This is a genomic window from Streptomyces sp. ADI95-16, from assembly GCF_003721495.1.
Classification (GTDB): Bacteria; Actinomycetota; Actinomycetes; order Streptomycetales; family Streptomycetaceae; genus Streptomyces; species Streptomyces goshikiensis.
The window spans coordinates 229,233-242,759 of the sequence record NZ_CP033582.1 but is presented as its reverse complement, the minus strand read 5'-3'; the positions used below and the strand labels follow the sequence as shown (position 1 = coordinate 242,759).

Here is a 13,527-nt window from a genome sequence, read left to right as displayed (position 1 = left end):
TCAGTCCTGACGGCCCGCCGCCCCCAGGGGGCTTCCTCCCCGCGCCGGCCCCCGGGGGGCGAACAGGGGGCGCAGCAGGTCCCAGATCCGCTCCGAGGCGCGCGGTTCCCACCACGTGCCGTCGGTGCGCCCCAGCGACTCCAGCCCGGCGGTGACCACCACCGCGAGGTCGGCCAGTTCGGCCAGTTCCCCGCCGGCCGAGACCAGGTGACGGCGGACCAGGTCCAGGGCGTCGTCCCGCAGTCGCGGCGGCCCGGCGCTGCCGTCCGCCGCCAGCTGCGTGCCCGCCCGTACGAGTTCCTCGTCGCGCAGCGCGGTGCACAGCGAGGAGCAGAACCGGGCGGCGGCCGACTCGGCGGGTCCTTCGAAGGCCTCCTCCGCCAGGGTCGTGGCCCGCTCCAAGGCCTGGCTGTACACGGCGGCGGTCAGCTCCGTGGTGGAGGAGAAGTGGTGGTAGAGCGCTCCTCTGCTCACCCCGGCGGTGCGGCAGATGTTCACCAGCCCGGCGTCGGCGGGCCGGCCGTCCGCGATGATCCTCGCCGCGGCGGAGACCAGGGCCTGGCGGGTCTGTTCGGAACGCTTCTGCATGGCGCGGCACCTGCATCTCTCTTTTCACGGCACACAGAAGCGCGGGGGAACGCCGGGCCGTCGGCACTACACCGAATCATACAACCCTGCCTGTTTTTTGAAACCCCTCGCCCAACGAGAGCCCCTTTACAGCCCCTTTGACCTCCCCAGATACTTGGTATTCGCTAATTTCCCGCAGAGTGATTCAGTAACAACCAGACAAGTCTGTTCGTTATGACGGCGTCGGCCGGCGCCGTGACCTTCCCTCACCGGCCGACGCGGGAGCGCTCCGGCCGGTCAGACCTGCTTCACGGACATCGAGTGCCGGAAGTAGTCGGAGGGGTCCCACCTGGCCTTGACCTGCTGCAGCCGCGCGTAGTTGCCCTTGTAGTACAGCCGCTGCCACGGCACACCGGAGGTGTTCTGCGCCGGATCGGCCATGTCGGTGTCCGGGTAGTTGATGTAGCAGCCGTCGGTCTGGCCGTCGAGGCCCGGGACCCCGCCGGTCGCCGCGTGCATGTTCGCGTACAGGGTGCGCAGCCAGGCGACGTGCGTGCTGTCCTCGGCCGCGCTGTTCCAGAACGTCTGGTAGAGCATCTTGAAGGCCGAGCTGCGCTGCGGGATCGCCGTGGCGTCGGGCGCGACCGCGTTCACCTGGCCGCCGAAGGAGAACAGGATCAGCATGGCGCGCGGGTTCGTGTAGTCCGCCGCCGTCATGGACGCGTACAGCGAGGCGAGCTGCGCGTCCGTGAAGTTGGTGCGCATGTACGCCGACTTGTGGGCCCCGCGCAGCGTGGGGTCGTTGAGCGTGGTGTTGATGGTGCCGATGAGGCTGGCAGCCTGGAGCCACGGCAGTTTGCGGCTCGCGGCGCGCGCGGTGGTGACCCCGTCGAGGATCTGGTTGAGGTAGGTGTCGAGCATCGCGGCCGCGTCGGGGACGCCCGCGTCCACCTGGGTGACCAGGTTCAGCATCCCGCTGGCCTTGGAGTAGACGTTCAGGATGCCGCTCAGGTTGCGCAGCGGCGAGTTGGGGGCGCTGTTCGCCTCGTGCCAGGCGCCGAAGTTCTTCACGAGCCGGCTGAACTTGGCCTCGTCCAGCTGGCTCCAGGGAATGCCCTGGATGTGCATCAGGACGTGGGAGGGCGGGGAGACGAGCTGGTTCTCCGGGGTGGCCGCGGAGCCGCCGGGGGCGTTCGGGGAGCGCAGCCAGTAGCGCGTGACCACGCCGAAGTTGCCGCCGCCGCCGCCCGTGTGCGCCCACCACAGGTCCCGGTTGGGGTCGTTGGGTTCGCGGGTGGCCCGCACGATGCGGGCGGTGCCGGAGGCGTCGACGGTGACGACCTCGACGGCGTAGAGGTGGTCGACGACCAGGCCGTTGCGGCGGGAGAGGAGACCGTAGCCGCCGCCGGCGATGTGGCCGCCCGCGCCGACGCCGTAGCAGACTCCGCCGGGGAGGGTGACGCCCCAGCCCTTGTACAGGGCCTCGTAGACGTTGAGGAGACGGGCGCCGGGCTCGACGGCGAAGGCCCGCATGGCCGGGTCGTAGCCCACGTACGTCATCTCGGAGCAGTCGAGGATGACCTGGACGTCCGGGTTGCAGACGAAGTTGCTGAAGCAGTGGCCGCCACTGCGCACCGAGACCCGCTTGCCGGCCCGGTACGCGGCGGTGATGGCGGCGGCCGCGTCGGGCGCCGACTTGATCATCTTCACGTACGAGGGCGCGGCGACGTACCGCTGGTTGTTGCCGGTGGTGAGCTGCGCGTACCGCGGGTCGCTCGGGGTGATCACGGCCCCGGTCGGCGCCGTCGTACGCGCTCCCATGGCGTCCTGGCCCTCGCCCACGACCTCGTCGGCGACGGCCGGGGCGGCGGTGACGGCGCCGAGCGCCGCGCTGCCGGCGACGGCGGAGACGGTGGCGGCGGCGCCTCTGAAGAGCGCCCGTCTGGCGATGTTGGCCATGCTGGTTTCCCCCTTGGATGTGACGGTGTGTGGGAGGGGCCCCCGGCTGCTGCCGGGGGCCCGTCCGGTGTCGGAGTCGGATGCGGGACGTCAGGAACGGGAAGGGACCGCCGGGGCCCCCGGTGGCCGGGGGCCGGGGCGGCTAGCCCTTGGGGGCCGGGCCGTTGCCCAGCGACGAGGCGCCGCTGGCGTCGATGACCTGGCCGGAGACCCAGCCGGCCTCGCCGGACGCGAGGAACGCGGCGATGCCCGCCACGTCCGCCGGGGTGCCGGTGCGGCCGAACGCCGACCAGCTCTCGGCCGCGGCCCGCATCTGCGGGTACGCCAGCCAGGGGTTGAAGTCGGTGTCGATGATGCCGGGGGCGATCGCGTTGACGGTGATCCCGCGGGGCGCGAGCGCCTCGGCGAGGGTCAGCGTCAGGGTGTTGGCCGCGCCCTTGCTCAGCGAGTACGCGACGACGTTGGGCATGGCGATACGGGTGGTGGCGCTGGAGACGTTGATGATCCGGCCGCCGTCCCGCAGCCGCGTCAGGCCCTGCTGGATGACGAAGAACAGGGACTTGACGTTGACGGCGATCAGCTTGTCGAAGGCCTCCTCCTGCACGCCCTCGATCGGGCCGAGCAGGCCGGCGCCGGCGTTGTTGACCAGGATGTCCAGGCCGTCCGCGTGCCGGTCGAACTCGGCCCACAGCGCGGCCGCGTCGCCGGCCACGCCCAGTTCGGCCTGGACGAGGAAGGCCTGGCCGCCCGCGGCCTCGATGGCGGCGACGACCTCCTTGGCGGCGCCGTCGCTGCTGTTGTAGTGGACGCCCACGCGGGCGCCGTCCGCGGCCAGCCGTTCGGCGACGGCCCGGCCGATGCCCTTGCTCGCGCCGGTCACCAGTGCGGTCTTGCCCGTAAGTGCGGTCATGTTGACATCTCCTGAATTGAGTGGGGACAAAGGTTTTCAATGGGTCCGGGGATAGGCGGGCCGCTTCGGCCGAACCCGGGGTACCACCGGCCCGGGCCGGTGCCGGCCCCGCGCCGGCCCCGGCGCCGGCCCCGCCAGGACGGGGCCGCCGGCGACCGAGCGCACGGTGGTGGTGGCGCACGGCAGGGCGAACCGGATCCGGTGCCCCGGGCCGCCGAACAGCAGGTGCAGCGCCGGATCTGCCCCGGCGGCGGCGGTGTCGGCCCCGTACGCGGCCCCGGTGACGGCGCAGAGGCCCGGGCGGTCCGCGAAGAGCTCCGCCAGGGCCGCCGCGGCCAGGTCGGAGCCGCCCTTCACGGCCCGGACCGGGGCGGCCCGCCCCTCCCGTACCGCCAGCACCAGCGGGTAGCTGATGAGCGGCGCCAGCCGGCGCCGCAGCGCGGCGCGGGCCGCCGGGTCCGCGCCGACGACGACCGGGGCTCCCTTGACCGTCACCCGGCCGTCGGGCACCCCGAGCGAGGCGGCGGTGTCCAGCGCCGGCCACAGGGCCGGTACGGGCCGCACCGCGCCCGGGGTGAACAGCCGCTCCCCGCCCGTCCCGCGCAGCTCGGCCCGCGCGCCGGTCAGCGCCTCGGTGAGGGTGAGCGTCCCGGCGGCGTCCAGGGCGTCCAGCAGCCGCTGTTCGGCCGGCCGGCTCTGGGCGAGGGCCCGCAGCACCCGGCGGATGCCCTCGGCGTGGTCCGCACCGGCGTCCAGCCGGGCGGCGGCGACCGCGGTCCCGGGGCCGAGGTCGCGCGGTCCGGCGGTCAGCAGCGCCTCGTCCGAGGACAGCACCAGCACGTCGGCGTCGGGCCCCGCCTCGGCCAGCAGCGCGGCCGGCGAGGTCCCTTGCCGGGCGGCCAGCACGCGCCGCCCGGCGTGCCGGCCGGTCGGCTCGATCCGCAGCAGCCCGGCGTACGGTTCGGCGGCGATGACGACGGCCCGCCGCCGGCCGGGCGCGGCGGAACGCCATACGGCGGGGCTGACGCTGATCACCGGGCCGGCTCCGCCGCCCGGGGCCGGGCGATGGTCAGGCAGACGACGCCCGCGGCCAGGCCGATGCCGAGGGTCAGCCACCAGCCGCGGTCGAAGGCGGCGACCCGGCCGGCGCCCGTGGTGCCGGCGAGCACGGCGATCAGCACGGCGACCCCGAGGACCGAACCGATCTGACGGGCCATCGTGACGACCGCCGAGCCGGTGGAGAAGGTGCCCGGCGGCAGCGCGGCCACCCCGGCGCCGACCAGCGTCGGCACGGTCAGCCCGACGCCGACGCCGGTGAGCAGCATGCCCGGCAGCAGCCCGGTGACGTACTCGGGCCGGGTGCCGAGCGCCGCCAGCCACCAGCCGATGCCGGCGGCGAAGACCAGGCAGCCGAAGGCGGAGACCGCGCCGGCGCCCCAGCGCTTGGTGAGCGGCCCGGCGCCCATCGCGAGGATCGGCACCATCGACGGGCCGGGGGCGATGGCCAGTCCGGTCTGCAGCGGGGTCCAGTGCCAGACGTCCTGGGACCAGAGCACCGCGGACAGCAGCATCATCGCGAAGGCCACCGCGAAGACCAGGTTGGCCAGCGTCGCGGAGGACATCCCGGGCAGCTTCAGCAGGCCCAGCGGCAGCACCGGCGCGGGGTGGCGCGCGGAGCGCAGGACGAACAGCACCAGGATCACGATCGAGCCGCCCAGGCAGCCGAGCACCTCGTACGAGGACCAGCCCCAGTCCTCGCTGCGGACCACGCCGAGCGAGAGCAGGGCGATGCCGGCGGTGAGCAGGCCGACGCCCAGCAGGTCGGCGCGGGCGGCGGCGGCCCGCCCGGGGGTGGCCGGGATCGCGCGCAGGCCCACGATCCAGGCGACGAGCCCGATCGGCACGTTGACCAGGAAGATCAGGCGCCAGTCGAGTTCGGTGAGCAGACCGCCGGCCAGCGGCCCGAAGGCCGCCGCGAGTCCGCTGATGGCGCTCCACGTACGGATCGAGGGGATCCGCCGCTCCGGCGGCGCCACGGTGAGCAGGATGCCCAGGGAGGACGGGATGAGCAGCCCGGCCCCGACGGCCTGTACGACGCGGGCGCCGACGAGCACCCATACGGTGGGGGCCAGCGCGCACGCCACGGAGGCGAGCGTGAAGACCACCAGTCCGGCCAGGTAGGCGCGGCGCGGCCCGATCCGGTCGGCCAGTCCCCCGGCCGGGATCAGGGAGGCCGCGAAGATCACCGCGTATGCGTTGAGGATCCACGACAGCGAGGCCAGGGAGGCCCCGTCGTAGTGCGCGCCGACGTCGGGCAGGGCGACGTTGACGATGAAGACGTCGAGGTTCGACATCGCCACGCCGGCCGATATCACCCCGAGGACCACGCCGAACCTGGTGGCCTGCCCGGTGGTTGTTGTTGCCATGGGAGTCGTCTCCGGTAGTGGCTGCGGGTTTCGGGTCAGCCGAGGGTGACGGGCAGCCGGTCGTGGCCGCGCTGGACGATCTGGTCGCGGAAGCCGGGGGCGCCGACGACGGCGAGGTCCGGGAAGCGCCGGAACAGCTTGGGCAGCAGGGTTTCGGCGGTCATCCGGGCCAGGGCCGCGCCGAGGCAGTAGTGCGCGCCGGCACTGAAGGTGAGCTGCTTCTGGTTGCCCGGGCGGTCGGGGTCGAAGCGGTCGGGCTCGGTGAAGCGGCGGGGGTCGCGGTTGCCGGAGGCGATCAGCAGGGTGACGGCGCTGCCGCGGGTGACGGTCTCGCCGAAGAACTCCTGGTCCTCCCCCGCGACCCGGTTCAGGGCGTGCACGGGCGGGTCGAAGCGGAGCACCTCTTCCAGGAACCGGGCGGTGAACTCGGCGTCCTCGCGGATCCGTTCGGCGTACTCGGGGTGTTCGGCGGCGATCCGGATCGAGTTGCCGAGGAGGTCCTGCGGGGCCTCGCTGCCGGCGACGATGACCGCCATCAGGTTGGCGACGAGGTCTTCCTCGGTGAGGTCGCTGCCGGCGTCGCGGGCCTTGACGAAGGCGCTGGTGAGGTCGGTGCCGGGGGCGGCGCGGCGCCGGTCGACGAGGTCGGCGACGTACTCGGCGAGCTTGTCCATCGCCGCGTCGCCGGGGTTCAGCTGGCTGAGGTCGCCGCCGACCGGGTCCATCGAGGTGGTGATGGCCTTGATCAGGGGGTGCATCCCCGGCTGGTCCTCGGGGGGTATGGAGAGCAGCTCGCCGAGGACGGCGATCGGCAGCCGGTACGTCAGTTCCTCGACGAGGTCGACGCCTTCGGGGGCTCCTTCGGCGGCGGCCTTCTCCAGGCGGGCGACGGCCTCGTCGGCGAGCCGCTCCACCATGGGGCCGAACGCCGAGACGCTGTGGGCGGAGAAGGCGCTGGAGAAGAACCGGCGCATCCGGTCGTGGTCGGGCTCGTTGCTGAACAGCATGTTCTTGGTGAGCCACTGCCAGGAGGAGTGCTCGCGCCAGCCGGGCATCCGCAGGTCCTGCATGGCCGCGTCGGTCTGCAGCAGCCCGGGGGCGCGCAGGGCGCGGGCGCACTCCTCGTAACCGACGGCGAGCCAGTGTTTGTCCCCGAGGCGGACCAGGCCGCCGTGGGCGCGCAGCTCCTCGTAGAGCGGGTACGGGTTCTGCTTGCCCTCGAACGACAGCAGCCGGATCATCGTGTCCAGCGGTTCGGTCAGGGCCTGGGTCTCGGTCACTTCTGCTCCTGGTGGCTCATCGTTCACAGGGCGCGGCCGTCGCCGCTCACAGCTGTTCCATCACGAAGTCGATCTTCGCGGCGCCGCATTCGGGGCACTCCCAGTCGTCCGGGACGTCCTCCCAGCGGGTGCCCGGGGGGATGCCGTCCTCCGGGGCCCCCAGTTCCTCGTAGTAGACCCATCCGCAGAGCAGGCACATCCACGCTCGTTTGGCGGTCACGACACTCGGTTCGTTCACGGGATCACTTCTTCGTCGCTGGTACCGCGCCCGCCGCCGAAGGCGGACGGGCCTTCGGGGCGGCGCGGCTGTGGATCAGGGAATCGCCGGCGCGTGGCGGCTGGTGTGCGCGGAGACGAACGCCGTGACGGTGGCGCTCACCTCCCGGGAGCTGAGGATCCCGATGTGACCGACGCCCGGGGCCGGCACGAGCCGGACTCCGGGGAGTTCCCGGGCGATGGTCTCGGAGTCCGCGTACGGCACCCAGTCGTCGGCCGGGTCGTGCAGGGACAGCACCGGCCAGCTGAGGCCGGCGCCGCGCCGGACGGCGTCCCAGTGGCTGACCGGGACGCCGTTGCGCCGGTGCAGTTCGTCGTAGACGCGCCGCACCGTCCGCTCGGGGACGCGCATGCCCGCACCGTCCCACCGGTCCAGGACGCCGCCCAGGGTGCAGGCCGGTGCGAGGAGCACCATGGCGTCGAGGTCGGCCCCGCGCAGGGCCAGTCCGCTGAGCGAGGCGATCGTGCCCAGCGAGTGGGTGACGATCACGCGGACCCGGCCTTCCAGGCTGTCCAGTACGGCCGCGACGGCCTGGGTGTACTGGGTCATCGTGGCCTGGGAGCCGTCCCACACGCCGTGGGCCGGCGCGTCGAAGGCGGCGACGGTGAAGCCGAGCCGCCGCATCGGTTCCACGAAGGAGTGCATGCTGCTGCTGTCGGTCGCCCAGCCGTGCACCAGCAGTGCGATCGGCGCTCCGTCGGCCGGATCACCCCAGAGGTAGCCCCCCGAGATGTCCGGTGAGCCGTGCACCGCGAACCGGCGCGCTCCCAGGGGGAGCACGTTGTCGGGTTTGCGGCCCAGCCGGCGGGTGTCGCTGAACGCGTCGGTGGCCCAGCGGGCCCCGGCGCCCGGAGCGATCAGGCTCAGGGCACTGTGTGCCGCCCGGCGCACGGCTCGGCGGCCTGTCACCGCACGGCCTCGGTGAGCTTCGGGTCGGACGGCTTCGGCGGCACCTTGCTGCCGGAGGCGTCACTGTAGAAGCCGGACTCCGTGTCGTAGAAGTGCAGATGGCGGACGATCTGCCACATCTGACGGAAGGAGAACACCTCCTCGCGCACCATCCCCGGGTACTTCTGCTTGAGGGCCTGCTGGGCCTTGGGCAGGTTGTAGAAGGGGATGACCGGTGCCACGTGGTGGGCCGTGTGGATCGAGATGTTGTGCGTGAGGAACAGGAGCCACTTGGGGTAGACGTAGTCCGTCGTCACCAGGAGCCGGCTGGCATTGCGCGTCCAGTGCTCCGCCGTCAGGTAGGGGATGTCGCTGGCGCTGTGGTGCATCAGCGTCGTCGCGCTGAACCAGGCGTGCGTGGCGAGCCACGGCATCACGAAGTACAGCAGGATCCCCGACCAGCCGGTGAAGTAGACGAGCGCGCCGAGGTACGGGAGGGTCACCGCGAGCACGAAGGCGATGGAACGCTTCACGTCGCGGCGGTGGCCCTCCTTGGGGTAGAAGCCGGGCCGGAAGGCCGACTCCAGCCAGTAGTTCACGGTGCCGCCCCAGAAGGCCCAGGTACGGGTGGCCAGGTAGACCGCCTTCTGGCGCAGCGGCATCCGCGCGTACATGCCGGCCGGCAGGGGACGCCAGTCGGTGTCCAGCTCCAGGTGGTTGGTGCTGGAGTGGTGCATGTTGTGAACGTGGCGCCACGCGTGGAACGGGTAGGCCAGCGGCAGCAGGGACAGGTGTCCGATCGCCGTGTTCAGCTTCCGGTTGCGGGAGAAGGAGCCGTGCCCCGCGTCGTGCGCGATGCAGTGCAGGCCCCAGCCCCCCAGCCCGGCCACGATCCACAGCGGCAGGTAGAGCGCCCAGTGCGGGGAGTAGGCCACGCCGACGATCGCGCCGGCGTAGACGAGCCAGCTCACCGCGAACCCGAGCACCCCGCGCCAGACCCGCGGCTCGAAGTAGTCCTTCGGAACCGCCGCCTGGAGCCGTTCACCCTCGATCGCAGCGGACTGCTCAAGGAATTTCTCGAACTGCGCGTCAGGCGCGGTCGGGAAATCAAATGCACCCATGTCGCACCCTCCTAGACTGCCTGCTCCGGGAGCCGGAGCTCCTTGGCCAGGTATCCGCTCAGATCGTCGATGGTCTGGTGCTCGTACAGCAGACCCGGGGAGAGCCGGCGCTCCACGACCTTCTCCAGCGCGCCGGAGACCTGGACGGCGACCCGGGAGTCGAGCCCGTAGGACTCGAAGGTGGTGCCGGTGTCTATGTCGGCCTTGGCGATCTTGAGGTGATCGGCGAGATAGCCCATCAGCCAGTCACGCAGGACCTCCTGCGTCAGCGGGCCGCTCGGCTTCACTGCCTTCTTCCTGAACACGCTCGGCTACTCCGTTCTCGTGGTGGCGGAACGACCGGCGCCGGCCATGGCGGCGGCCTGGTCCCGCTTCTTCTGGATCTGTTCCTTGGTCGGCTCGCGCAGCTCCCGCACGACGCCGATCTTGCCGAGACCCGCGATGATCCATCCGCTGAGGTCCGGCTCCCGCCAGGTCACGCCGTGCCGGTAGGAACCGGGGAAGGCGTGGTGGTTGTTCTGCAGCCCCTCACCGAAGGTGAGCAGTGCGACGGGCCAGTTGTTGGCGCTCTTGTCCTCGTTCTCGAAGGGCCGGCCGCCGATGGCGTGGCAGACCGAACCGACCATCCAGGCGGCCTGGTTGGCGAGGAAGATGCGGGCCAGCCCGCCGAAGGCGACACCGGTGACGAAGGCCATCCAGGTCTGCTCGACCGCGAGGCCGATCAGGCCGGGAAGGATGACGCCGCTGGCGACCCAGGTGAAGTAGGTGCGGTGGAAGTACATGAGCCGGCGGTCGCGCAGGACGTCCGGCGCGAAGACCGACCACTTGGAGTTCTCGTCGCTGAGCATCCAGGGCATGTGGGCGTACCACAGACCGTGCATGCGCTGCTTGAAGGTCCGCCCGTGCAGGTTCGGGGAGTGCGGGTCGCCCTCCTGGTCGCTGAAGCGGTGGTGGCGGCGGTGGGTGGTGACCCACCACATGACGGGGCCCTGGGCTCCCATCGAGGCGGTGATCATCATGATCGCCTCGAACACGGGGCCGCTCTTGAAGGCCTTGTGGGCCAGGTAGCGGTGGAAGCCCACCGTGATGCCGAACATGTGGACGAAGTACATGCCGGCGAACAGCCAGATGTCCGTCGCCGTGAAGTTCCCGGTGAACAGGAACCAGGTCGCCGCCGCGGTGCCGATCAGCGGGAGGGTCATGGTGCTCAGCGCGGACAGCCGCTTGGTCCGGAGGCTGATCGGATCGAGCCGGACGATGCCGGGGTGGGCGACCGCCGCGGGGTTGGCCGTGGCCATCAGGTGACTCCCTTTCTGCTTAACTGCTTGCGGTCCGGATACCGGACCTCGGACACCAGCCCCAGCACGTCCATGGCGCGGATGACGGTCCCGGTCGGGTCGAACTGCCAGAACCCGTGCCGGTTGTGCGCGAGCGACGGCCGGGCGTGGTGGTTGTTGTGCCAGGCCCCGCCGACCGAGATGGGCACCAGCGAGGGCACGTTGCGGCTGCCGTCCCGCGTGGTGTACGGCCGGTTGCCCAGCGTGTGGCCGATGGAGTTGACGGACCAGGTCACGTGGTCGAGGAGGAAGATCCGGACCAGACCGCCCCACAGGAAGCCGCCGACGGCTCCCCGGGCGGTGCCCGTCAGCGCCCAGCCCAGCAGCGCGGGCAGCGCGAGGCCCAGCAGGACCCAGGTGAAGTAGTGCTGGTTCAGGCGCATCACCAGGCGGTTGCGCACCAGGTCGGGGACGCGCTTGGCCCAGTTCTGCCGGCGCACCCGGAACAGCCAGCCCACGTGGCCGTGCCACAGGCCCCGGATCCGGGCGTACCGGCCGGTGCCCAGCGGCCGCGGGGAGTGGGGGTCCCCGTCGCGGTCGGTGAAGGCGTGGTGCTGGCGGTGCGTGGCCACCCAGAACAGGATCGGTCCCTGCGCGGCCATGCTGCCCGCGATGCCCCACAGCGAGGTCATCACCGGCTTCGCGGCGAAGGAGTGGTGGGAGAAGAAGCGGTGGAAGCCGCCCTCGACACCGAGCGAGGTGATCACGTACATCCCGGCGAGGAGGCCGAAGTCGACCCAGGAGAACCCGAAGTTCATCGCGAAGACCACCGCGGCGACCACACCGAGGGTGGGCACCCCCACGGTGACGTACGCCAGCCGGCGGGCCGCGACGTCGATCTCGCCCTCGCCCGGCACGGCCTCGCCCGCGCCGGACTCGGAGGGGCGTCTGACGGTACGCATGGCGCTGTCGCGGTCGCTCATCACACCGCTCCGCTGCCGGCCAGGGCCTTGAAGGTCTTCAGCGACCCGTCCAGGTACGCCGCGCGGGTCGCCTTGCGGCGGACCTTCCCGCTCGTGGTCATCAGCACCGTGCCGGGCGGGCCGAAGTGCAGCACCGTCGGGCGCACGCCGTGGTCGGCGGTGACCGCCGCCGTCACCTCGGCGCGCAGCGCCTTCTCCACGGAGGCGAACTCCGAGGAGGTGCCGCGGTACTCGGCGACGACGATCACCTGCTCGTCCTCGGACCCGGAGGCCCCCTCGACCCCGTCGCCGGGCACCGAGAACACCGCGGAGCGGCGCAGTTCGCCGGCGCAGCGCTCCACCGACACCTCGATGTCCTGCGGGTAGAGGTTGCGGCCGCTGACGACGATGACGTCCTTGAGCCGCCCGGTGACGAACAGTTCCCCGTCGAGTACGAAGCCCAGGTCGCCGGTGCGCAGGTAGGAGGGCTCCGCCGGGTCCGAGCCGGCGGGGCGGACGCCGAAGGAGGCGGCGCTGAGCTCCGGCCGGCGCCAGTAGCCGGTGGCCACGTTGGGGCCGGCCACCCACACCTCGCCGACGCGGCCGTCCGGTACCTCGGCCTCGGTCTGCGGGTCGACCACCCGGACCCGGTGGCCCACCGCGACGACGCCGCAGCTGACGGCCTCTACGGTGTCCGCCGCGTCGGCGCCGGCCGGGGCCCGCAGCGCCGTGCCGGTGGCGAGCGCCGCCTTGTCGAGGCGCTCGCGCCGGATCTGGCCGCCGGAGGCCGGCTTGCCGGTGACGAACAGGGTCGCCTCGGCCAGGCCGTAGCAGGGGATGATCGCCGCCGGGTCGTAGCCCCGGGGCGCGAACCGCTCGCGGAAGCGCTCCAGCGTGGCGGCGGACACGGGCTCGCTGCCGCAGAACACCTGGCGCAGCGAGGAGAGGTCGAGGGTTTCCAGGGCCTCGTCGGGAACGGAGGTGACCGCCAGGTCGAAGGCGAAGTTCGGGCCGACGGTGATCGTGACCTTGTACTCGGTCAGCGCCCGCAGCCAGCGGTAGGGGTCCTGTACGAAGTGCACCGGCGACATCATGACCAGCGGCCAGCCGCCGTGGACGGCGAGCATGATCGTGCCCATCAGGCCCATGTCGTGGTACGGGGGCAGCCACGAGCAGCCGACCCGGTCGGGCTCCATGCCGGTGTGGGCCTCCAGCACCCGGCAGTTGCTGACCAGGTTCTCGTGGGTCAGCACGATGCCCTTGGGCTCGCCCGTCGACCCGGAGCTGTACTGGAGCAGCGCCGGCTCCGCGAGCCGTACGGGCACCTCGGTGTCGTCGTCCTCCTGGAACAGCGCCTCGTCCGGGAAGATCCACTGGACCTTCCCGGTGCCCTCGGGGTACTGGGCCTCGAAGGCCTCCACGTGCGGGCCGAAGCGGCCGTCGGTCAGCACGGCCTGCGGCTCGCAGTCCAGCACGATGCCGAGGAACCGCTCGGTGGCGCGGCGGCCGAAGGGCGGGAAGGAGGGGACGGCGGTGCAGCCGGCGCGCAGGATGCCGAACAGGCCGGCCACGTAGTCGAGTCCGGGGTCGAGCGCCAGGACCACCCGGCTGCCCTCCAGGCCGCGCCGGGTGAGTTCACGGGCCACCGTGCGCGAGCGCAGGTCCAGGTCCCGGTAGGTCCAGTCCACCGGGTGGTCCGTCGTGCCGTCCGGCAGGAACCGGAAGGCGAGGGCTTCCGGTTGCTCCTGCGCCCGGGCCCTGAGGATCTCCGGGAGCGAGGATCCGTCGAGGGGGATGGGGGATGGTGCCATCAGAGAGCGGCCTTTCTGCTCGGTCTGGTCGATCGGCCCGTGCGGGGCC

At 72.1% G+C, this 13,527-nt stretch carries 13 protein-coding genes; all 13 read right to left on the bottom strand.

The annotated features are described in order from the left end of the window. The 13 genes from EES41_RS38000 to EES41_RS37940 all read right to left on the bottom strand — a co-directional run bounded on the left by EES41_RS38000 (nucleotide 1) and on the right by EES41_RS37940 (nucleotide 13,478). Nucleotides 1–588 carry a TetR/AcrR family transcriptional regulator gene (locus tag EES41_RS38000; RefSeq protein WP_123083104.1) on the bottom strand — a complete coding sequence of 196 codons (588 nt, stop codon included), beginning with the start codon at nucleotides 586–588 and terminating at the stop codon, nucleotides 1–3. 276 nt (nucleotides 589–864) lie between these two features. Next, nucleotides 865–2,526 carry an FAD-dependent oxidoreductase gene (locus EES41_RS37995; RefSeq protein WP_123083103.1) on the bottom strand — a complete coding sequence of 554 codons (1,662 nt, stop codon included), beginning with the start codon at nucleotides 2,524–2,526 and terminating at the stop codon, nucleotides 865–867. Nucleotides 2,527–2,668: 142 nt separating this feature from the next. Continuing rightward, entirely contained in the window at nucleotides 2,669–3,436 is a 768-nt protein-coding gene (locus EES41_RS37990; RefSeq protein ID WP_008740553.1) for an SDR family oxidoreductase, read from the bottom strand. Between the two features lie 36 nt (nucleotides 3,437–3,472). Then, nucleotides 3,473–4,471, bottom strand: a complete 999-nt coding sequence (locus EES41_RS37985) for a hypothetical protein (RefSeq protein WP_123083102.1) — start codon at nucleotides 4,469–4,471, stop codon at nucleotides 3,473–3,475. Beyond that, nucleotides 4,468–5,862 carry an MFS transporter gene (locus EES41_RS37980; RefSeq protein WP_123083101.1) on the bottom strand — a complete coding sequence of 465 codons (1,395 nt, stop codon included), beginning with the start codon at nucleotides 5,860–5,862 and terminating at the stop codon, nucleotides 4,468–4,470. Before EES41_RS37980 ends, EES41_RS37985 begins: the two co-directional genes overlap by 4 nt. Nucleotides 5,863–5,897: 35 nt before the next feature. Continuing rightward, nucleotides 5,898–7,142 carry a cytochrome P450 gene (locus EES41_RS37975; protein WP_254211865.1) on the bottom strand — a complete coding sequence of 415 codons (1,245 nt, stop codon included), beginning with the start codon at nucleotides 7,140–7,142 and terminating at the stop codon, nucleotides 5,898–5,900. A 46-nt stretch (nucleotides 7,143–7,188) separates the two neighbouring features. Beyond that, a complete protein-coding gene (locus tag EES41_RS37970; protein WP_037792367.1) occupies nucleotides 7,189–7,341 on the bottom strand; it encodes a rubredoxin in 153 nt (50 codons plus the stop codon). 114 nt (nucleotides 7,342–7,455) lie between these two features. Further along, nucleotides 7,456–8,328 carry an alpha/beta fold hydrolase gene (locus tag EES41_RS37965; RefSeq protein ID WP_123083099.1) on the bottom strand — a complete coding sequence of 291 codons (873 nt, stop codon included), beginning with the start codon at nucleotides 8,326–8,328 and terminating at the stop codon, nucleotides 7,456–7,458. After that, nucleotides 8,325–9,428 carry a fatty acid desaturase gene (locus EES41_RS37960; RefSeq protein WP_073776706.1) on the bottom strand — a complete coding sequence of 368 codons (1,104 nt, stop codon included), beginning with the start codon at nucleotides 9,426–9,428 and terminating at the stop codon, nucleotides 8,325–8,327. The genes EES41_RS37965 and EES41_RS37960 overlap by 4 nt, the downstream gene beginning before the upstream one ends. An 11-nt stretch (nucleotides 9,429–9,439) precedes the next feature. Continuing rightward, nucleotides 9,440–9,733, bottom strand: a complete 294-nt coding sequence (locus EES41_RS37955; RefSeq protein ID WP_008740541.1) for an acyl carrier protein — start codon at nucleotides 9,731–9,733, stop codon at nucleotides 9,440–9,442. Between the two features lie 6 nt (nucleotides 9,734–9,739). Then, a complete protein-coding gene (locus EES41_RS37950) occupies nucleotides 9,740–10,726 on the bottom strand; it encodes an acyl-CoA desaturase (protein ID WP_123083098.1) in 987 nt (328 codons plus the stop codon). Beyond that, nucleotides 10,726–11,688, bottom strand: a complete 963-nt coding sequence (locus tag EES41_RS37945; protein WP_123083097.1) for an acyl-CoA desaturase — start codon at nucleotides 11,686–11,688, stop codon at nucleotides 10,726–10,728. Before EES41_RS37945 ends, EES41_RS37950 begins: the two co-directional genes overlap by 1 nt. Next, complete coding sequence (locus EES41_RS37940; RefSeq protein ID WP_164496189.1) at nucleotides 11,688–13,478, bottom strand: fatty acyl-AMP ligase; 1,791 nt, start codon at nucleotides 13,476–13,478, stop codon at nucleotides 11,688–11,690. Before EES41_RS37940 ends, EES41_RS37945 begins: the two co-directional genes overlap by 1 nt. Nucleotides 13,479–13,527 lie beyond the last annotated feature (49 nt).

What these genes read in the sequence shown, in the direction of transcription:
- EES41_RS37990 (WP_008740553.1), bottom strand. Translation starts at nt 3,436, where the DNA reads ATGACCGCACTTACGGGCAAGACCGCACTGGTGACCGGCGCGAGCAAG.
- EES41_RS37950 (WP_123083098.1), bottom strand. Translation starts at nt 10,726, where the DNA reads ATGGCCACGGCCAACCCCGCGGCGGTCGCCCACCCCGGCATCGTCCGG.
- EES41_RS37940 (WP_164496189.1), bottom strand. Translation starts at nt 13,478, where the DNA reads ATGGCACCATCCCCCATCCCCCTCGACGGATCCTCGCTCCCGGAGATC.
- EES41_RS37980 (WP_123083101.1), bottom strand. Translation starts at nt 5,862, where the DNA reads ATGGCAACAACAACCACCGGGCAGGCCACCAGGTTCGGCGTGGTCCTC.
- EES41_RS37970 (WP_037792367.1), bottom strand. Translation starts at nt 7,341, where the DNA reads ATGTGCCTGCTCTGCGGATGGGTCTACTACGAGGAACTGGGGGCCCCG.
- EES41_RS37945 (WP_123083097.1), bottom strand. Translation starts at nt 11,688, where the DNA reads ATGAGCGACCGCGACAGCGCCATGCGTACCGTCAGACGCCCCTCCGAG.
- EES41_RS37960 (WP_073776706.1), bottom strand. Translation starts at nt 9,428, where the DNA reads ATGGGTGCATTTGATTTCCCGACCGCGCCTGACGCGCAGTTCGAGAAA.
- EES41_RS37995 (WP_123083103.1), bottom strand. Translation starts at nt 2,526, where the DNA reads ATGGCCAACATCGCCAGACGGGCGCTCTTCAGAGGCGCCGCCGCCACC.
- EES41_RS38000 (WP_123083104.1), bottom strand. Translation starts at nt 588, where the DNA reads ATGCAGAAGCGTTCCGAACAGACCCGCCAGGCCCTGGTCTCCGCCGCG.